General features: G+C 44.1%; 16 protein-coding genes and 2 tRNA genes. 13 read left to right on the top strand and 5 right to left on the bottom strand.

What is annotated here, in order from left to right; all coding sequences use genetic code 11:
* Positions 1 to 18 precede the first annotated feature (18 nt).
* Both minD and minE read left to right on the top strand, forming a co-directional pair.
* On the top strand, positions 19 to 831 hold the full coding sequence (gene minD / locus L1D23_RS08900) for a septum site-determining protein MinD (RefSeq protein ID WP_239838212.1): 813 nt from the start codon (positions 19 to 21) through the stop codon (positions 829 to 831).
* Positions 832 to 1,095 carry a cell division topological specificity factor MinE gene (gene minE / locus L1D23_RS08895; RefSeq protein ID WP_239838211.1) on the top strand — a complete coding sequence of 88 codons (264 nt, stop codon included), beginning with the start codon at positions 832 to 834 and terminating at the stop codon, positions 1,093 to 1,095.
* Positions 1,096 to 1,324: 229 nt separating this feature from the next.
* Here minE and adhE read toward each other — a convergent pair whose 3' ends face one another.
* Positions 1,325 to 4,027, bottom strand: a complete 2,703-nt coding sequence (adhE, locus tag L1D23_RS08890; RefSeq protein ID WP_239838210.1) for a bifunctional acetaldehyde-CoA/alcohol dehydrogenase — start codon at positions 4,025 to 4,027, stop codon at positions 1,325 to 1,327.
* Between the two features lie 638 nt (positions 4,028 to 4,665).
* Between adhE and L1D23_RS08885 the strand changes: the two genes are divergently transcribed.
* Positions 4,666 to 5,304: a YchE family NAAT transporter gene (locus L1D23_RS08885; RefSeq protein WP_239838209.1), complete on the top strand. Its 639-nt coding sequence runs from the start codon at positions 4,666 to 4,668 to the stop codon at positions 5,302 to 5,304.
* Between the two features lie 50 nt (positions 5,305 to 5,354).
* Positions 5,355 to 6,194 (top strand): ion transporter, encoded by an 840-nt coding sequence (locus L1D23_RS08880; RefSeq protein WP_239865663.1) that lies wholly within the window; start codon positions 5,355 to 5,357, stop codon positions 6,192 to 6,194.
* Between the two features lie 93 nt (positions 6,195 to 6,287).
* Here the strand turns inward: L1D23_RS08880 and asd are convergent, their stop codons facing one another.
* Positions 6,288 to 7,403 (bottom strand): aspartate-semialdehyde dehydrogenase, encoded by a 1,116-nt coding sequence (gene asd, locus L1D23_RS08875; RefSeq protein ID WP_239838207.1) that lies wholly within the window; start codon positions 7,401 to 7,403, stop codon positions 6,288 to 6,290.
* 446 nt (positions 7,404 to 7,849) lie between these two features.
* Here asd and nhaC point away from each other — a divergent pair, with 446 nt between their 5' ends.
* The 4 genes from nhaC to L1D23_RS08855 all read left to right on the top strand — a co-directional run bounded on the left by nhaC (position 7,850) and on the right by L1D23_RS08855 (position 13,336).
* Positions 7,850 to 9,283, top strand: coding sequence for a Na+/H+ antiporter NhaC (gene nhaC / locus L1D23_RS08870; protein WP_239838206.1), 1,434 nt, complete (start codon positions 7,850 to 7,852; stop codon positions 9,281 to 9,283).
* Between the two features lie 214 nt (positions 9,284 to 9,497).
* On the top strand, positions 9,498 to 10,226 hold the full coding sequence (locus tag L1D23_RS08865) for a GntR family transcriptional regulator (protein ID WP_239865661.1): 729 nt from the start codon (positions 9,498 to 9,500) through the stop codon (positions 10,224 to 10,226).
* A 207-nt stretch (positions 10,227 to 10,433) separates the two neighbouring features.
* The gene (locus tag L1D23_RS08860; RefSeq protein ID WP_239865659.1) at positions 10,434 to 11,813 is read left to right on the top strand and encodes a PTS transporter subunit EIIC; all 1,380 of its coding nucleotides are present in this window, start codon (positions 10,434 to 10,436) and stop codon (positions 11,811 to 11,813) included.
* Between the two features lie 68 nt (positions 11,814 to 11,881).
* A complete protein-coding gene (locus tag L1D23_RS08855; RefSeq protein ID WP_239865658.1) occupies positions 11,882 to 13,336 on the top strand; it encodes a sucrose-6-phosphate hydrolase in 1,455 nt (484 codons plus the stop codon).
* Positions 13,337 to 13,506: 170 nt separating this feature from the next.
* On the opposite strand, the gene L1D23_RS08850 is transcribed toward L1D23_RS08855, so the two are convergent.
* Together L1D23_RS08850 and yejK are read right to left on the bottom strand one after the other, a co-directional pair.
* Entirely contained in the window at positions 13,507 to 14,745 is a 1,239-nt protein-coding gene (locus L1D23_RS08850; RefSeq protein WP_239865656.1) for an Hpt domain-containing protein, read from the bottom strand.
* Between the two features lie 119 nt (positions 14,746 to 14,864).
* On the bottom strand, positions 14,865 to 15,866 hold the full coding sequence (yejK, locus tag L1D23_RS08845) for a nucleoid-associated protein YejK (RefSeq protein ID WP_239865654.1): 1,002 nt from the start codon (positions 15,864 to 15,866) through the stop codon (positions 14,865 to 14,867).
* Positions 15,867 to 15,951: 85 nt separating this feature from the next.
* On the opposite strand from yejK, the gene L1D23_RS08840 reads away from it, so the two are divergent.
* From L1D23_RS08840 to L1D23_RS08820, 5 genes are all read left to right on the top strand, one after another.
* Positions 15,952 to 16,176: a YejL family protein gene (locus tag L1D23_RS08840; RefSeq protein ID WP_239838202.1), complete on the top strand. Its 225-nt coding sequence runs from the start codon at positions 15,952 to 15,954 to the stop codon at positions 16,174 to 16,176.
* A 27-nt stretch (positions 16,177 to 16,203) separates the two neighbouring features.
* On the top strand, positions 16,204 to 18,012 hold the full coding sequence (locus L1D23_RS08835) for a DUF3413 domain-containing protein (RefSeq protein ID WP_239865652.1): 1,809 nt from the start codon (positions 16,204 to 16,206) through the stop codon (positions 18,010 to 18,012).
* Positions 18,013 to 18,065: 53 nt separating this feature from the next.
* A tRNA-Pro gene (locus L1D23_RS08830) sits at positions 18,066 to 18,142 on the top strand.
* A gap of 200 nt (positions 18,143 to 18,342) precedes the next feature.
* Complete coding sequence (locus L1D23_RS08825; protein ID WP_239865650.1) at positions 18,343 to 19,092, top strand: antibiotic biosynthesis monooxygenase; 750 nt, start codon at positions 18,343 to 18,345, stop codon at positions 19,090 to 19,092.
* 158 nt (positions 19,093 to 19,250) lie between these two features.
* Positions 19,251 to 19,341: transfer RNA gene (locus L1D23_RS08820), tRNA-Ser, on the top strand.
* Between the two features lie 80 nt (positions 19,342 to 19,421).
* On the opposite strand, the gene L1D23_RS08815 is transcribed toward L1D23_RS08820, so the two are convergent.
* Positions 19,422 to 19,904 (bottom strand): NUDIX domain-containing protein, encoded by a 483-nt coding sequence (locus L1D23_RS08815; protein ID WP_239865648.1) that lies wholly within the window; start codon positions 19,902 to 19,904, stop codon positions 19,422 to 19,424.
* Between the last annotated feature and the right edge of the window lie 7 nt (positions 19,905 to 19,911).

Here is a 19,911-nt window from a genome sequence, read left to right as displayed (position 1 = left end):
GATTATAAGGAACACATAATGGCACGCATTATTGTTGTCACGTCAGGTAAAGGTGGTGTAGGTAAAACTACGTCAAGTGCCGCTATTGCTTCAGGCTTGGCACTAAAAGGAAAGAAAACCGCAGTTATCGATTTTGATATTGGCCTGCGTAACCTCGATTTAATCATGGGCTGTGAACGCCGAGTTGTGTATGACTTTGTTAACGTCATCAACGGGGAAGCGACGCTGAATCAAGCCATGATCAAAGATAAGCGTACGGATAACCTATTTATCCTACCAGCCTCTCAGACGCGTGATAAAGATGCATTAACCAAAGAAGGCGTTCGTCGCGTCTTTGATGAATTAGATGACATGGGTTTTGACTTCATCATCTGTGATTCTCCGGCAGGTATCGAGCAAGGTGCGTTGATGGCGCTATACTTTGCAGATGAAGCGATTGTAACCACAAACCCTGAAGTATCTTCAGTGCGTGACTCGGACCGTATTCTTGGTATTTTGGACTCTAAGTCTCGCCGAGCAGAAGAAGGCCTTGAGCCAGTAAGACAGCACCTACTTCTCACCCGTTATAACCCAACACGTGTGACACAAGGTGAGATGCTGAGCGTAGAAGATGTCGAAGAGATTCTGCATATCTCACTGCTTGGTGTTATCCCTGAAAGTCAGGCAGTACTCAACGCTTCAAACAAAGGTGTACCAGTGATCTTCGATAACGACACAGATGCGGGGATGGCTTATGACGACACTGTCGAGCGCCTGTTAGGTTCACAAGTGGATTTCCGCTTCTTAACCGAGCAGAAGAAAGGGATCTTCAAACGACTATTCGGAGGCTAAATGTCATTACTTGAGTTTTTCCGTCCGCAGAAAAAAACCTCTGCAAATTTAGCCAAAGAGCGCCTGCAAATTATAGTAGCAGAGCGTCGTAGTCAGGGTGACCCATCACCGTCCTACCTACCACAGCTAAAGGAAGATATCCTTAAAGTGATCGGTAAATACGTTGCCGTAGACCCATCGATGGTTGATCTTTCTTTTGAGCATAAGGACGACGACATTTCGGTACTAGAGCTGAATGTCAAACTTCCAGACGACGAGAAGTAGTTATCATTCACTTCAATGCGTAGGCACGTATACACGACATGTTTCAAAAGCCAATGTTTTTACATTGGCTTTTTTATGCGAGCAAGTTTTATGACCAACCAACTAGTATCAACTTCTTTCCATCTCTATCACAACGAAAAAAGCCCCAACCTTTCGATTGGGGCTTGATCTTTTCCCGATTGTTAGGTTTCGTGCTAGCGAAAACCTATCTCAACACCAACGCTCCTACTTATGCGCTAGCTTTTGCTTTTTTTGACTTTGGTGCAGCTTTCGCGGCAACTTGATCAGCTTTCTTCTTGATGACTGTCGTACCTTCGAAAGTTTCACCTTCAACGAACGCTTTACCATAGTAAGACGCTAGTAATACTTCTTTCAGCTCAGTGATTAGAGGGTAACGTGGGTTCGCACCTGTACACTGATCATCAAACGCTTCTACAGCTAGTTCATCAAGCTTAGCAACAAAGTCAGCTTCAGCAACACCTGCCGCTTGGATAGACATTGGAATGTCTAGGTTAACTTTTAGTTCATCCAACCATGCTAGTAGACGCTCAATCTTCTGAGCAGTACGGTCACCTTCTTGGCTTAGGCCTAGGTGGTCAGCAACTTCAGCGTAACGACGACGTGCTTGTGGGCGGTCGTACTGAGAGAATGCAGTCTGCTTAGTTGGGTTATCGTTCGCGTTGTAACGTACTACGTTAGAGATTAGTAGTGCGTTCGCCAGACCGTGTGGTAGGTGGAACTCGGCACCAATCTTGTGCGCCATAGAGTGACAAACACCTAGGAATGCGTTCGCGAATGCAACACCAGCGATAGTTGCTGCGTTGTGTACTTTCTCACGAGCGATTGGGTCGTTTGCACCGTTCGCATAGCTTGATGGTAGGTACTCTTTAAGCATCTTAAGTGCTTGTAGAGCTTGACCATCTGAGTATTCGTTCGCAAGAACAGATACATAAGCTTCTAGAGCGTGAGTAACGGCATCGTAACCACCAAATGCTGTTAGAGACTTAGGCATGTTCATCACTAGGTTAGCATCTACGATAGCCATGTTTGGCGTGATTTCGTAGTCAGCTAGTGGGTACTTAGCACCAGTCTTGTCGTCAGTAACAACCGCGAATGGTGTAACTTCTGAACCAGTACCTGAAGTAGTAGTGATACATACAAGCTCAGCTTTTTGACCCATTTTAGGGAACTTGTAGATACGTTTACGGATGTCCATAAAGCGCATTGCAAGCTCTTCGAAGTGCGTGTCTGGGTGCTCGTACATAACCCACATGATTTTCGCAGCATCCATCGGAGAACCACCACCTAGCGCGATGATAGTGTCTGGTTGGAAGCTCTTCATTGCTTCAGCACCTTTCTCTACGACAGATAGCGTTGGATCCGCTTCTACATCGAAGAAAGTTTGAACTTCCATGCCTTGAGCTTTAAGCAGGCTAACTACGTCATCCGCGTAACCGTTGTTGAATAGGAAACGGTCAGTTACTAGGAATGCGCGTTTCTTACCTTCTAGGTCGCTCAGTGCGATAGGAAGGCTACCACGACGGAAGTAGATAGACTTAGGTAGTTTGTGCCACAACATGTTTTCAGCTCGCTTCGCTACAGTTTTCTTGTTGATTAGGTGTTTAGGACCTACGTTCTCAGAGATAGAGTTACCACCCCACGAGCCACAACCTAGAGTTAGAGAAGGTGCAACGTTGAAGTTGTACAGGTCACCGATACCACCGTGAGTCGTCGGGATGTTGATTAGGATACGAGCTGTCTTCATCTTGTCACCGAAGTAACGGATGCGGTCTGCGTTAACGTCTTGGTTAGTGTATAGGCCAGACGTGTGACCGATACCACCGATCTCAACCATAGTTACAGCCTGAGCCACTGCGTCTTCGAAGTTGTCAGCGCGGAATAGACCTAGCGTTGGAGATAGTTTCTCGTGAGCAAATGCGTCGTCGTAAGATACTTTACCTAGACCTTCACCAACTAGAACTTTAGTGTCTGCTGGAACTTTAACGCCCGCCATTTCAGCGATTGCTGGCGCTGGCTGACCAACGATTTTCGCGTTTAGTGCACCGTCAATAAGAAGAACTTTACGAACTTTCTCTGCTTCAGCTTTGCTTAGTACGTAAGCTTTGTGAGAAGCGAAACGCTCTTTAACTTCGTCGTAGACTTCGTCAACTACGATTGCAGCCTGCTCAGAAGCACATACTACGCCGTTATCGAAAGTCTTAGACATAAGGATAGAAGCTACAGCACGTTTGATGTCAGCGGTTTCATCGATAACGACAGGAACGTTACCTGCACCTACACCGATTGCTGGCTTACCAGAAGAGTAAGCGGCTTTAACCATGCCTGGACCACCAGTTGCAAGGATAAGAGCGATATCGTCGTGCTTCATGAGAGCGTTAGACAGCTCTACAGATGGCTGGTCGATCCAACCGATGATGTCTTTTGGAGCACCTGCTGCGACTGCTGCATCTAGAACAAGTTTAGCTGCGTCGTTAGTCGAGTTCTTCGCACGTGGGTGTGGCGAGAAGATGATACCGTTACGAGTCTTCAGAGAGATAAGAGATTTGAAGATTGCAGTAGAAGTAGGGTTAGTCGTTGGGACGATACCACAGATGATACCTACAGGCTCTGCGATAGTCATAGTACCTAGGTTGTCATCCTCTTCTAGGATGCCACAGGTTTTTTCATCTTTGTATTTGTTGTAGATAAACTCAGACGCAAAATGGTTCTTGATGACTTTATCTTCAACAATACCCATACCAGATTCTTCAACCGCTTGCTGAGCTAGCGGGATACGAGCTTGGTTAGCTGCAAGAGACGCAGCGCGGAAGATCGCATCTACTTGCTCCTGAGAGAAAGTAGCGAACTCTTCTTGCGCTTTTTTAACGCGAGCAATCATTGCATCTAGTTCAGCCATATTAGTTACAGGCATAGGGATTCTCCTAAAATTAACAAAATATTAAAAACTTTTTAGTAAGAAAACTGTGCTCGTATCGCTATCTAAATTACCAGTACTTCTTAGTAAATTGCTTTCAGAGCTGATTATATTATTTCAAGTTGTGAAAAAAATTGACCCAGATCAGTTCTGAAAAATTATTTACCTACTTAGTGGTATTAAACTTCAACGATTACACATAAGCAATTGAAATTAAACAAATAAAGAAAAAACAAAATACTCAGAAAATTTCCAACATTTGTATATCTCAAATATCTAATCGAACACAAACTGTAAAAAAGTTTCATTTATTGACCACGAACTTACATGTGATCCACTAACATTGTGCTACTAAGCTTATAACCTATAGAAAGTGAGGCACTATAATCCCTCTCTGTTTTTATCAAAAATGTGTAAGTGTTAACGTTTGTGTAAGTCAAATGGAAACTTATACACATTGTACGTAACAAATTGTGTCATCTGTGTTTACGTTTCTGTCAGAAATTAGATTTTCTCAGTAATGAATTCAGATTAGCTTTAGATTTTTTCATTCGTGACTCAGCAAGTTTTCGACTATATTCCGCTTGTCACTCTTGTGATCCTGTTCTGGTCTTTACTTTGTGTAGGCATGCGTAATGCAAACGTTCGAAATTGCGATTTTTTTACAGTTCTTTCTAGGCTTAGTTGCCGCCGTCAACCCTGTCGGCATCATGCCGGTTTTTGTTTCTCTCACTGGTCATATGACGCTGGAAGAAAAACATAAGACGGCCACCACCGCTAATTTGGCTGTTGCCATCATATTAATAGTGTCTTTACTCGCCGGTCAGATGCTGCTGGATATGTTCAGCATTTCACTGGATTCATTCCGTGTCGCAGGTGGTCTGCTACTACTTAGTATCGCTTTCTCAATGATGAGTGGTAAATTAGGTGAGGATAAACAGAACAAACAAGAGAAATCTGAGTATGTCAGCCGTGAACAAATAGGTGTTGTTCCCCTCGCGATGCCATTAATGGCTGGGCCTGGTGCCATCAGCTCAACCATTGTTTATGGCGCACGCTACCCAACCATGTTAGATACTGTCGGTATTATTATAACCGTCAGCTTATTCTGTCTTTGTTCTTGGTTTCTATTCCGCTCAGCACCACTGATTGTACGGTTTTTAGGCCAAACGGGTATTAACGTCATCACACGTATTATGGGGCTTATCTTGGGTGCGCTCGGTATCGAGTTCATTGCCAATGGCCTGCGTAACCTGTTTCCAGGATTAGCCTGATAACAAATAACTCGCTATGATAGAAAGATCTTTTCGTAAGTCTTTCTATCATGTCCAAAGAATCACTGAAAAATCAACTTTATGTCATTATTTTTGGTACCCATACTCGGGCCGGAAAAGCCTTTGACATCGCGTTGATTATTGCCATTATCTCTTCGCTCATTGTTCTGGTTCTGGAGTCAGTACCCACCATTCATGCTAAGTGGGCGACAGAATTACGCTATCTGGAATATACCTTTACCGGCTTATTTACTTTAGAGTATCTACTGCGACTCTACTGCTCGCCAAAGCCAGTGGCTTACGCTAAGAGCTTTTATGGTGTCATCGATTTACTGGCTATCCTGCCAACATACCTGACTCTATTCTTCCCTTCTGCTTCATTTATGGGAGTGATTCGCGCCATTCGGGTCTTACGGATTTTTCGCGTACTTAAACTCGTGCGCTATCTACAAGAATCGAATATATTGCTACGCTCTCTGTTGATGGCACGGAGAAAAATCTTCGTCTTTTTCAGTTCGGTTGCAATCCTAGTAATTATTTTTGGCGCGCTGATATATGTTATCGAAGGCCCTAAAAATGGCTTTACCAGTATTCCCCTAAGTATTTATTGGGCCATTGTCACTATCACGACCGTTGGCTATGGTGATTTGGTCCCACAAACCATTCTCGGTAAAGCGATCGCTTCCATCACTATGCTAATGGGCTACTCAATCATTGCAGTACCAACCGGCATTATCACTGCTGAACTGCATCAAGAGATGAATGCTCATAAAAGCCTAGTCCGCTGCCCAAACTGCTCTCGTTCAGGGCATGATTCAGATGCTATACATTGCAAACACTGTGGAAGTAAGTTGGCCGACCCTGACCGAAGGATAGTCGTTGAAGATTAGATGTTAGAGCAATGAGAAAGGATTGACGTTCAGCGTCAATCCTTTCTATTTTTACAAACCAAACCCAAAAGCGGGGTACATTTGCACTAATGATTATGCTTTTTCAGCTAGGATGATTCGCAACGTTCGACGAAGTGGCTCTGCCGCCCCCCAAAGAAGTTGGTCACCGACAGTGAAGGCATTAAGGAAATCATCCCCCATCGCCATTTTACGTAGGCGGCCTACAGGAATCGACAGAGTTCCAGTCACCTTCGCTGGCGTTAACTCTTCTGCTGTAATATCGCGATCATTAGGAATCACTTTCACCCAATCGTTGTGCGTCGCGATCATCTCTTCGATTTCATCCATCGGTACATTTTGTTTAAGTTTGATGGTCAACGCTTGAGAATGACAACGCATCGCACCAATACGAACACAAGTACCATCAATAGGCACCGGCGACTCTTGGAAGCCAAGGATCTTGTTTGCTTCTGCACCCGCTTTCCATTCTTCTTTACTCTGGCCATTGTCGCGTTTCACATCGATCCAAGGAATCAAAGAGCCCGCTAGTGGCACACCAAACTTATCAGTCGGGAACGAACCACTGCGCATAGTGTCTGCCACCTTCTGATCAATCTCAAGAATGGAGCTTGAAGGATTCGCCAGTTCAGAACTCACGGAATCATTAATGACACCCATTTGCGAGATTAGCTCACGCATGTTTTGCGCCCCAGCTCCAGAAGCAGCTTGGTAAGTCATGGCACTGGTCCATTCAACCAAGCCTTTTTCAAACAGGCCACCCAAACCCATCAGCATCAAACTCACGGTACAGTTACCACCAACAAACGTATTGGTTCCGCCATGGATGCCTTGTTGGATCTGAGCCATATTGACAGGATCTAACGTAATGATAGAGTCTTGCGCCATGCGTAGCGTTGATGCAGCATCAATCCAGTAGCCTTTCCAACCCGCTTGACGAAGTGCTGGATACACCTTTTCTGTATAACTTCCGCCTTGACAAGTCACAACGGCATCAAGCTGTTTTAAACTTTCGATGTCAAAAGCATCTTGCAGAAGGCCTGCATCTTTACCTAAGTTTGGAGCAGGGATACCTACCTGAGAAGTGCTGTAAAATACCGGCTCAATAAGATCGAAGTCTTTTTCTTCAACCATGCGTTGCATTAGAACAGAACCCACCATGCCACGCCAACCGACTAAACCTACTCTCATTCTCAACTCTCCGTGTACATTATTTAAAAAAGACTTCCACAATCTTTCAATTTTCCCAACAAAATCTCAAGGAAAAATTCCCCTATTCTGTCACTTTTGCATCCTTTTTTTAAATTTCTGCCTCAAATGACTTTTTATCTCTTGTTTGCATATTCATGACTTTTTACAACAATACATACAATTTACCGCACAACGAAGAAATCTTCGTGCTACAAGCCATTTACAAAAACCATCATTTAAAACCATTATCTTTAACCATTGTTAATATATTTAACTAGAAATAAATACATCAATAGATTTAAATCACATCGGAGTTGTATTTGTTCGAAATATTATTCTGACTCATGTAAAGTGCTTTGCGTACCCAAATGAGTAAATTATCTCAATATGTTCCACCCCCATACTTGTTGGAGCATATGGCTTATAACACATATAAGAGGCTCTGCATGACGCAACTCACCCCCCGTTTACCAAGCCTGCTGCAAGTTATCGTTGCGCTTGGTTTATTTTTGCTAATGGCTTTTTCATTCACCGCTCAGCTCGACTTACCCATTCAGCTAGCCCTATATATTGGCTGGTTTGTCATTATGGTGCTTGGTATTCGCCTTGGTCACCAATACAAAGACTTAGAAAAAGCAGCACTTAACGGCATTTCTAATGGTCTTGGTGCTGTTTTAATCCTTCTTGCTGTTGGTGCACTCGTGGGGACTTGGATTTCAGGCGGTATTGTCCCAACCATCATTTATTACGGTCTTAAAGCGATTCACCCATCTATCTTCTTACTTGCGACAATGATCATCTGTTCATTGACAGCATTAGCAACGGGCACTTCATGGGGTGCCGCAGGTACAGCGGGTATTGCAATGATGGGCATAGGTCAAGGGCTAGGCGTACCTGCACCAATCACAGCAGGTGCTGTTTTGTCAGGCTGCTACTTTGGTGACAAGATGTCTCCACTGTCAGACTCCGTCATTCTGGCATCATCAATGTCCAATGTTGAAGTGGTTGAACACATTAAAGGAATGCTGCCGATTGCTCTGATCAGCTACATCATCACCGGCATTATGTTTACTGCATTCGGTTTCCACTATGCTGGCAACGTTGATATGACGCAGGTTCAATCAGTTATTGATGCGATGGAGAAACAGTTCTACATCACACCTTATTCGTTTGTCCCTGTAATGATTGTACTTGGTTTGTTAGCGATGCGTATGCCCTCCTTCCCAGTGATCAGTTTTGGATCATTACTAGGTATTATCTGGGCTGTCATGATTCAAGATGTCGACTTCCTTCAAGCATTTAACACCGCATGGGCTCCATTCCACATTGAATCAGGGGTTGGCTTTATCGATTCGATCTTAAACCGTGGCGGTATGTCTTCTATGCTAGGTTCAGTCGCAGTAATCGTGTTTGGTTTGGGCTTTGGTGGCCTGCTCGATAAAGTTGGTGTACTGGAAACTATCGCTAAACTATTTGAACGACGCGTACAAAGCCCAGGTTCACTGGCCACCAGCACCATTGGTACCGCTTTCCTAGGCAATGTGTTCGGTTCTGCAATGTATGTATCTCTCATTCTTACCCCAAAAATCTGCGCGAAGAATTATGATCGCCTTGGTTACAAACGTAAGAACCTTTCTAGAAACGCTGAATTCGGTGGAACGTTGACATCCGGTATGGTGCCGTGGAGCGATAACGGTATCTACATGGCCAGTATTTTGGGTGTAGCCACTCTTTCATACGCGCCATTTATGTGGCTAAGCTTCGTGTGTATTTTGGTCACGGTAATCACTTCTTACATGGGTTGGTTTGTCGACAAGTGCGAACCTACTGCCCCAGCAAGTGCAGAAGAAACACCAGAGCTCAGCAAGCAAACCGCTTAAGTGCGTAGTTACAACCCAACTCGGGTTCTATAGACTCGTGCCTCGAAGGCACGAGTCTGCATTATTATCATTGATACCTTTCACTCCCCCCTTCATTTTTCTTGCTCTGTCATAAGCTATCGATGGCGGAATCTCAGCCACTTAAGTACAATTCAAACGCACTGCTTATCTTCAAAGCCTTCCTTCTAAATGGAGCCTTTATTGCGATCCCACTATGACTGAGCTATTCGATCCAAAAAAACTGCAACCCTTATACATTCAAGTTGCGGAAAAGATTAAACAAGAAATCGACAAAGGTACCTACCCGGCGGGCAGTAAACTGCCTTCGGAAAATCAACTCGTTGAAGTGCTTGAAGTCAGCCGTGTTACTGTGCGCAAAGCACTGCAGCAACTGACCGGACTTGGCTACATTTTTTCCGAAAAAGGCAAAGGCAGCTTTGTAAAAGCCAACAAACTTAAGCATGACTTTTTGTCGATGTCGGGCTTTGCCAAAGAGGCTGCGGGCTCAGGCCATGAGGCACAAAACATCGTCGATGACTTTCAAGTATTACCAGCAACTGAATTGGTTGCTCAAAAGCTCAACATCGCTCAGGACGATCCGGTAAACTTCGCGCGCCGCTTGCGCTTAATCGAAGATCAGGTGGTATCCTACGAAGAATTCTATATTCCTCGTGTTTTGCTACCGAATCTCACCAAAGAGGATTTAGAAGGTTCCAAGTTCGAATACTTAAGCCGCCATGGCATTGAGATGGTCAAGACACAACAAAAACTCATCCCCACCCTACCAGATGACGATGCACAGCGGTTATTAGCCGCCGATAAACTAGAGCCGATATTGATTAACCAATCGCAGAACTTCTATGAAGAGCGGAAAATCTACGAGTACTCCATCGTGTATTACAAGTCGAGCTTATACGATTTTGAAATCACCGCACGCGTCTAATTGAACAGTTAATAGCCCACAAATGTGGGCTATTTTTTTATTTCCGTCATCAACAAATAAGCAATCACATGCATTTAAGATAGATAACAAGTGTGACGAACAACAAAAAATGGAAAGGAAAAATACAACCTGTATCCCACCTGCATTACCATAAATACAAGTTAAATACAGGTTGATATTTCTTTGCACTCTTAGGAGACAAAACATATGGCGCGAGATGCGAACGTTGTAGCGAATACCGTTATGGCCTTACTCGGTGGAGAGGCGAACATCGCTCAGCTAAATCATTGTGCAACACGTCTACGTGTTGTCGCCAAGGACGACTCGAAAGTAGACGCTGAAGGACTCAGCGCAACAGAAGGTGTACACGGTTACTTCTTTCAAAACGGTCAACACCAAGTGATCTTAGGTACAGGTTTTGTCGGTAAGGTGTTCGCTATCATGAAAGGTAACGACTCAGTTGAAGAGACAATCGAGTCTGAAGAGAAAAAAGAGACAGTTAGCACTTTCCAAGCAGTAACGCGCACCTTCTCTGATATTTTCGTCGCAATTATCCCAGCTTTGGTCGCAACCGGTTTGCTTATGGGTTTGCGTGGCCTATTGGTCAATGGCTTTGGGGTTGAGCTGTCTCCTCAGCTAAACATCCTATCGCAGGTTCTGACCGACACCGCCTTTATCTTCATCCCAGTTTTGGTGACTTGGTCTGCCATGCGTGTGTTTGGCGGTAACCCTGTTCTCGGTATCGTACTCGGTTTGATGCTCGTTGCTCCGCAACTTGCGAGCAAATGGGACGTTGCATTTGGTAACGCTGAAGCATTAATGATTCCATTCATGGGCTTTGACATTGCGGTGACAGGTCTACAAAGCTCAATTCTTCCAGCAGTATTTATGGGTTGGTTTGCGGCCATGGTTGAGCGCACCTCACGCAAATACATCCCAGAAGTGTTGGATCTCATTATTACGCCTTTCATCACGCTACTTGTATCGCTGATTGCGGGCTTAGTATTTGTAGGTCCAATCCTACTTGGCGCGGAAAAGTTGATCACAGAAGCGGTGCTTTACTTCCTACAAATTCCATACGGTATTGGTGGCCTAATTTACGGCGGCGCAATCCAGTTCATGGCGGTAACCGGTATGCACCACACTATCGTGCCTATTACGATCGCCATGGTGACAGACACAGGTTTCGACTTCATCAACCCACTAGGTACAGCAGCAATTGCAGGTCAGTTTGGCGCAGCAATGGCCGTGATGACCATGCAAACCAACAAGGTTAAACGTTCAGGCATGTTTGGTGCCACGCTGCCAGCACTATTTGGTATCACCGAACCGACGATGTTCGCAGTAACACTGCCACGCGTAAAGCCATTCCTATATGGCTGTCTAGGCGGAGCTATCGGTGGCTGTATCGGTGCTATCGCAGGCATCGGCTCTGCAGGTACAGGCGCAACCATGCTTCCAGGCATCCTACTTTATCTTGGTGGCGGTTTAGGTATGTACATTGTGGTTATGTTAGTCGGTGCAATCACTGCATTCGCTTTAACCAAGCTGTTCTACAAAGAGCCTGAAACGCTAGCTAGCAAGTAATCCGAACCGAACGCATTCCTTTTTATACTGTTTTTTGATGGGAGAGCCCCGCTCTCCTAGGAGTCTCTATGGATTTTTCTAACCGTCAGAATCGTTTTGTACGAATCGATGAAGTCAGTTCTGAGTACCTTGCGGAAATTGAGCGTACTACGCAGACCGACCCATTTTACCCAACGTACCACATTGCCCCTAAGCATGGTTTATTGAATGACCCAAATGGCCTGAGCTACTTCAATGGTGAGCACCACCTGTTCTATCAGTGGTTCCCACTCGGTCCGGTACATGGTCTAAAACACTGGTATCACGTTTCAACCAAAGACTTTGTGAATTTCACCGATCGCGGCATTGCCATGTACCCAGATCAAACGTACGACCACCACGGCTGCTACACAGGTGTTGGTGTACCTCAAGGTGACGAACTTTACCTGTTCTACACAGCCAACCTATTGGATGAAGAGCAAAGCCGCTTCCCAACCCAAGTCATGGCCGTAATGGACAAAGAAGGCAAGATCGACAAGAAAGGCGTCGTAGTTGACGTAAATTTTGAGTCTTATACCTCTGAGTTTCGCGATCCAATCTTGGTGGACCGCGACGGCGAATACCACATGCTCATTGGTGCACAAGGCCATGATGAGAAAGGCAAGCTAGCCTACTACCGCGGCAACGCAATTAATGACTACGAGTACGTAGGCAATATCGATGTCGGCTTGAGCGACTTTGGCTTCATGTGGGAGTGCCCGAACTACTACGAGCAAGATGACAACGGCGTTTACATCTTCTCTCCACAAGGTGTGAGCTCAGATAACAAGTACGACCTTAAAAACATTTTCTCTGTGGTTTACATGGTGGGTGATCGCATCAACTTCGACACTCAAGAGTTCAACAACCAAGGTTATCGCGAACTCGATAAAGGCTTCGACTTTTACGCACCGCAAACTTATCTAGATAACCAAGGACGCAGAATTCTCATTGGCTGGCTAGGCAACTCAAAGAGTGAGTATCCAACAGACAAAAACAACTGGGCACACATGTTCACACTACCTCGTGAACTAACGATTGACGGTGACTACTTGATCCAAGCACCGTTGAAAGAGCTAGAAGCTCTGCGTGCTAGCACCGAAACCGTCAATGATTGCGCAGAACTCACCTCACGAGCCTTCGAACTGGAGCTAGAGGTTAACGAAACCTTCTCTATTAGCTTTGCAAACGCTGCAGGTGAGCGCATGGTGTTTAGCGGTAATCGCGAAGAGTTCACATTAGACAGAACGCATGTATCTCATGTTCATGCTGAAGCCTTTGGCACGGTTCGCTACGCCCAGCGTGTAGAACAGGCACAACGCATTCGCATCTTCGTAGATAACTCAGCGATTGAGATTTTTGCAGACAACGGCAAAACCGTATTCACGTCGCGCATCTTTATTGACGATTTAAACCGACTGGAGCTTGAGCAAGCGAGCGCAACCTTGCACTACTTGTCTCCAATTCATATGTATAATCAAACCGACCGATGCGACAACGGATGATTTCAAAAGCATTTGTGAGTAAATAAATGGTTTACATCAATGATGAGTGAATAGGGTTTTCGATGTTAATAACATTGAAGAGTATTGAGTCTATATGTCGATCAAGACGTAGCGAATACTTACAATCTTAAACTTTGGGGTGAGTTTTTCATAAAGACTCACCCTTATACTTAACCATTAGCTTCTTGTTGTTTAAGAAACGTCTGAGCTTCAAGAATGGCTTTATCTAAGCGCACTTTAAGCTCATCAAGTAAAACTGCAACAGAATCAATATCCTCTTTAATTGCCTGTTCGACTTTACCGGCTGATTCACGAAGCTTTAAGGCCCCCAAATTTCCCCCAACGCCCTTCAAACTATGTGCTTTACGTAAGGCTTCATCCGGAGAATCATTCAGCAGTTGTGTGATTCGCTCTGCATCCCCGGTATGATCATCAACGAAAACCTGCAGCAACATACACACAGATTCATAGTCATTCCCCAAAGCATCAAGCATGCCATCCAAATCAATTTCTGGCCCATCATTTAACCATGTATTTGCAGCTGTAACAGGCGACGGCTGTGGTTCTGCTGTTGTTTCAACAATAGATTGAACTTCTTCGGGAGAGTTGTCTGCTTCTTTTTCGGGACGTTCGACCATTTGCTGAACTCCTGTAAACCGATAAACTATTGACATCATTACTAGTAAGCAAAGCCCACTAAAAACACCACCACCTATGATAAAGTAATGTTGCTGCGATTGATATTGTGCTTCCACTAGGTTGATCTGATTATGGATAGAGTGTGTAATCATTTTTTCAATGGCATAACTGCCTTGCGCATATCCTCCTAAAACAGAAGACGTTTGCGATAATAGCATCTGAAGATCTTTCTTTTGCAAGGTAGGCAGAGATTCAGATTCGACATACAGTTGATCCAGCTCTCGGAAAACTTGAGGGTTTGATTTGTTGGAGCTAAATAAAGCTTCCAGAACATTCGCACCCAAATGATAATAGTATAATTCCAGATCAGGGGAACTCTGGTATTTAGCTCGAACAAATTGGATTTGATCAACTAATGCAATCAAATCAAGCTCGTTATCCAAGAAGACTCTGGTCTGCTCAATAAACCGATCCATTGTGTAGAGCAATTGATTGATATCAGGTGTCAGCCAATTTTGTTGATATGTTGCTTCAATTTGGAGGCGAAGAGCATAGATCAATTGCAAGTTGAGAGACTGCCCATCGGTCAGTTCTGCGCGATAAGCGGGTTCTTGAAAGAGCGAATATTTCAACTCATCAATGCTATTACTTAACTCACTGATCTGGTTCATTGTCATCACGTTGGAGCGATAACTCAGAGTGAACATTGTCATCCCTATCACCCAGACTATTACAACTAGCCAGCACAGCTTAAGCGCTTTGCGTTTCATGTCATGCTCGTGTTTGAATAAATTCCATAATTACAAGCATATACGCAAAGTTTAAGAATAGTAGGGCTAAGTGCATATTTCTTCGACTTAGCCCAACTCTAGATTAAATAATATAGTGGTTAACGATTACGGGTCAGCTGATCACGGAGATTTGGTGGTGTTCCTTTAATGGTTAGAGTGTCAGTTTCAGGGTCATAGAAAACGCGCTCACCGAGCAGCAGGCTATCAAAATTAATGTTTAAACCTCCACCTGCACCAACGTATTTCGTCAGCTTGCGAACTGTCGTTCTATCACCAGGAAAACTGTCTTCCAATTCATAACCCTGCTCTTGGGTATAATCAAGAAAACTGGTGCCATCTTGAGAAGGAGGAAGCTCACCAGAGAGTTCACGGACCTGAACTTCATCGCCGCTCTTGATTTGTTCGTTACAATAGTCAGCCACTTGCTTTTTATAACTGATGGCTTCGTCTTTCTCTAATTTCGAATCTGCACAGAAATCTTCAACCGCCTGCATCAAAACTTGGTTTTGCTGCTTAGTATCCAGCCCAACTTCAGCTTGCAAGAAATCAAGGAAGAAATCTGCCACCTTACGCCCAACGCGTCCTTTGATATAAGCTAAGTAGCGGTTCGACTCTTTATCTGTTTCATAACTGGTCAGGTCAATACGTGCAGCAATATCCATTTTGCTCAGATCAAGATAGTCCGTGGCACTAATTTCGAGACCTTCTGTTACTTTTAGGCTTTGGTTTGAAGGAATAATGGCAACGAATAGATAATCTGTCGCCAGAGACTGATATTCGGCAATCACCAGAATGCCTTCATCTGCAAATGGGTACTTACTTAGCTCATCTTTCAGGCGATTTGCACTTTCTTGTGAGAAATCATAAAAGTTTTTCTCACCCTTACGAAGTTCATGCAACCAGTTTTGAAATTCACTGTCAGACTTGAAAGAACCAAATCCTTTACCTGCTTTAGAATTAAAGACACGATGCAGCTCTGCAACTAGGTTTTCCGTCGATGCGTCATTCTCAAGAGAATTAGCTCGAAAGTTAACAACAAGTTCGTCAGAATCGTTTTTACGTAGCTGGTGTAAGATAACGTTTGAAAGATGAAGACTCATGATGAATTTTTATCGTCGTGTAGGTTTCAGTTGCGAGGCATTGTAGGTTATCATAAGCCGCTTTACTATCACCATTAGAGTCTTTATGCCGATCACATCTAAATACAGCGACGACAAAATTGAAGCAATTCTGTCAGAAGTTGCAGCAGTGCTAGACAAACACGGTGCGGGTCCTGAGTTATCTTTGATGATTGCGGGAAATATCGCTACCAATGTCTTAAATCAAAACGTTAATGCTTCACAACGTAAAGCACTTGCTGAAAAATTTGCTCAGGCACTGTTGTCTTCTATTGAAGAAAACACTCACTAGAACAATAAACGGACAATAAAACAGTACATGGTAGATAACGGAAATACATACGGCGAACGCGTATCGCGTTTAGTGGGTTGGGGGCATTGGTTTGCCTTTTTCAACATCATAGCGGCCATGTTAATTGGTACCCGTTATATCACTCAATCTCCTTGGCCCGATACCCTTTTAGGACAGTTTTATCTGGCCGTTTCTTGGGTTGGGCATTTCGGTTTTCTCGTTTTTGCACTCTACCTATTAGTTCTGTTTCCGCTGACTTTCTTGATACCGTCACGCAAGCTGTTTCGCTTGGTGGCGGTTTGCTTTGCTACCGTCGGTTTGACGGTACTTCTGATTGATACTCAGGCCTATCAAAAGATTAACCTTCATCTGACTCCTGTTGTTTGGGAAGTCTTATTTAGCGAAGAAGGCAGCTCCATCAGCATTGATTTGCAACACTTATTTGTCGTGTTGCCACTTATCTTCCTCTTACAGTTAGCATTATCTGAGTGGGTATGGCGCAAGCAACGTCGCCTGTCGCATAAACACGTTGGTCGCCCTATAGCAGCCCTCTTCTTTGTCAGTTTTATAACCAGTCACCTGATATACGTCTGGGCTGATGCTTATTTCTACAATCCGATTACCGCGCAGAAGGCCAATTTCCCTCTGTCTTACCCGATGACAGCTAAATCCTTTATGGAACGTCACGGTTTACTGGATCGAGAAGAGTACCTTCAACGCCTGAAAGAAAGCGAAGCTAACTCAGATTTAGTTCGCTACCCTCTTGAGAAGCTTGAATTTCATCGAAGAGCAAACCCGCTGAATGTTTTGGTCGTGAGCGTCAATAACTTAAGGGGGGATGTACTAACATCCGATTTGATGCCAAACGCAGCAGAATTTGCTTCCGAGAACCTTAACTTTACTGATCACTATAGCTCTAGTAATGATACTTTCGGTGTATTTGGCTTATTTTATGGCCTACCGAGTAGCTACGTCAGCAGTATCAAAACTCAAGGCTCCCGTCCTATCTTACTTGATACATTCTTGGACAAAGACTATAGCTTTGGTTTGTTCAGCGGTGACAACTTCGATGATAATTTGTACGGTGAAACCGTATTCCGTGGTCTGAACTTTACAGGCATTGCATTTAATGACGCCACATCTCCCGATACTCAGGCAATTAACGCGTGGGCGAATTGGGTTGCTCAACAGAAGAAAACCCCTTGGTTCAGCTTTATTGAACTCACCACGGTCGATAATTTCAACGCTTACAATGAAAACTCTGGCAGTCAAAAATCGACCTTAGAAACGCTGAAACAGGGGTATCACACTTCCGTTAGCAACGCCGACCAAGAACTGGGTGTATTGTTTGAGAAGGTTAAAGAGCTCGATATTGATGAATCAACTATTATCGTTATCACATCTAATCACGGTACCGAGTTCAATGAGACAAGAACGAACAGCTGGGGCTCAAATAGCAACTACAGTCGCTACCAGCTTCAAGTGCCAATGGTTATTCATTGGCCAGGAAAAGTCGCAGGAAAGTACAATCATCGCACCAGCCATTTAGACTTATCAGTGACACTACTCCAAGATTTGCTTGGTGTGTCCTCAAATCCTTCGGATTTTAGTAGCGGTCAAAACTTGTTTGACGAGCGTTCTAGAAAATGGATCCTAGCAGGGGACACAAGGGAACTGGCACTGATCACCAACAAAGACACGACAGTCATCGATAAGTTTGGTAACTACAAATTGTACGACAGTAACTACCAACGCTTGCAAGATGAGAATCCGACATTGCCAGTCCTAATGCAAGGTTTGACTGAGCTGCAACGTTTTTACGTAAAAAGTAACTAAATCATAGCGTTAGTGATTGACCCCATCGAAAATAATGGGTAAATTACAGGTATCGGACTGTAGCGCAGCTTGGTAGCGCACCGTCATGGGGTGTCGGGGGTCGCTGGTTCAAATCCAGTCAGTCCGACCATTACACCTAGAAAAGAGAGCTTCGGCTCTCTTTTTTGTTTTCACCCTCACCCGTCCTAAATAAGGTAGACAAAGGCAATCATGCCCCCTTTTTTGTCCTATTAAATAGAACTATAAGTCCGAATAAGCGCTATTTATCCTAAAAATCAGAAAAGTATACTTTGCTTCAAACCAAACTACTCATATGAAGAGGTATACAAGATGTTAAAAATCATAAGCCCAATCTCGCGCGTGTGCTCCATTTTCTCTATTTTTGCTATCGCAATGGGCGCTAATGCAGAACCAACCGAGCAAGCTCTCAAGAGAGCCAGTGTGATTAAAATTACAGCACAGAAAGGCCAAAGCACCGAGCTAAGCAATTTTCTTTCCATTGGCGCGCAACTCGTTCAAGAAAACGAACCCGACACTCTGTTCTGGTCGGCACTTCAGAATAAGGATAAAAACACTTTTGTCATATTTGATGCTTTCGGCTCTCAAGCAGCTCAGGACACCCACTTCTCTGGACTTGTTCCTCAAGCGCTTAGTGAGAATGCCAAGACCCTCGTACAGGGTGGCTGGGCTGAAGGTGTACTACCCAACATGCATAATGCCGACATTATTGCCTCTAAAGTCAGTGAAAATGCCAATAACTCTGTCAAAATCGCCACTTACATTCCTCTTGCCGCGAAAAGCGGACAAGAGCAAACACTGAGTGAATTACTCAGACAAGGCGCCGAGATAGTATCGACTCAAGAACCCGGTACTCTCCACTGGTTTGCTGTACATTTCGGTGGAAATCAATTCGGTATCGTTGATTTCTTCTCGGATAAATCCGCAGTAGATGCTCACTTTAATGGTGACGTGGCCGCCGCATTGAAGCTAAAGGCAGAGACCCTAGTTGAAGGAGGTTGGGAGCAAGGTGTTCTTGCTGGCATTCAAACCTATCAAGTCATTGAGCTCTTACAACATTGATCAACTCGTTACGACCAAATACCTCTGTTATGCGATGTATTAGGTCTAAAAGCACGCACTTGAACTCATTTTCTGCACTAAGTGTTCACAATTAAAGCAATCAGTAAAATTAGGGGTTTACAAGAAAAACCAACCTCTATATCATTCGCGTCAACAAAGGAGAGATGGCTGAGTGGTTGAAAGCACCGGTCTTGAAAACCGGCATACGTTAATAGCGTATCTAGGGTTCAAATCCCTATCTCTCCGCCATTTTAAAAACCCTAGCCTTAAGGCTGGGGTTTTCTTGTTTTAGACGCCTATAATAATCACTGCTGAGCACGATCCCTATTCTACAATCGATTAAGATCTTCCTTATCACCTTGTGTATAACTACCTAAATGGATAGAAAAGCACTCGGTATCAATCAGTTCTAATACCTTATCTTTAAGCTCTTTCGGATATATACGCTTACCACTCACATCCCCCAAAGCCACCCACTCCACAGACTGAATATAATCTTCGTCATTGAGCCCAAGCAGGTTCTCAATATGAGGCTCACCGTCATAGTGAGAAACACGATAAAAGAATTCTGAGTGATAGCGATTTCTATGCGTTTCAAAAAACTCGCGAACACAAATCAGCTCTCCGGCTTCAATATCTAGCCCCGCTTCCTCTTTAAACTCTCTCACGACACAATCTTTTGAACTTCTATCCCCCTCTTCCATGCCACCACCTGGTGGGATCCAATACTCTCCTGAAAAGTCTTTAACTTTCAAAAGCAAAATTGCGTCATTATCGATAAGTATGCCCGCCGCGCGAATTCTATGTTCCATTGTTCAC

The organism is Vibrio sp. Isolate24, from assembly GCF_022398215.1.
GTDB lineage: Bacteria > Pseudomonadota > Gammaproteobacteria > Enterobacterales > Vibrionaceae > Vibrio > Vibrio coralliilyticus_A.
Note: the sequence above shows the minus strand (reverse complement) of the source record. Positions and strands in the feature narration are given on the sequence as shown.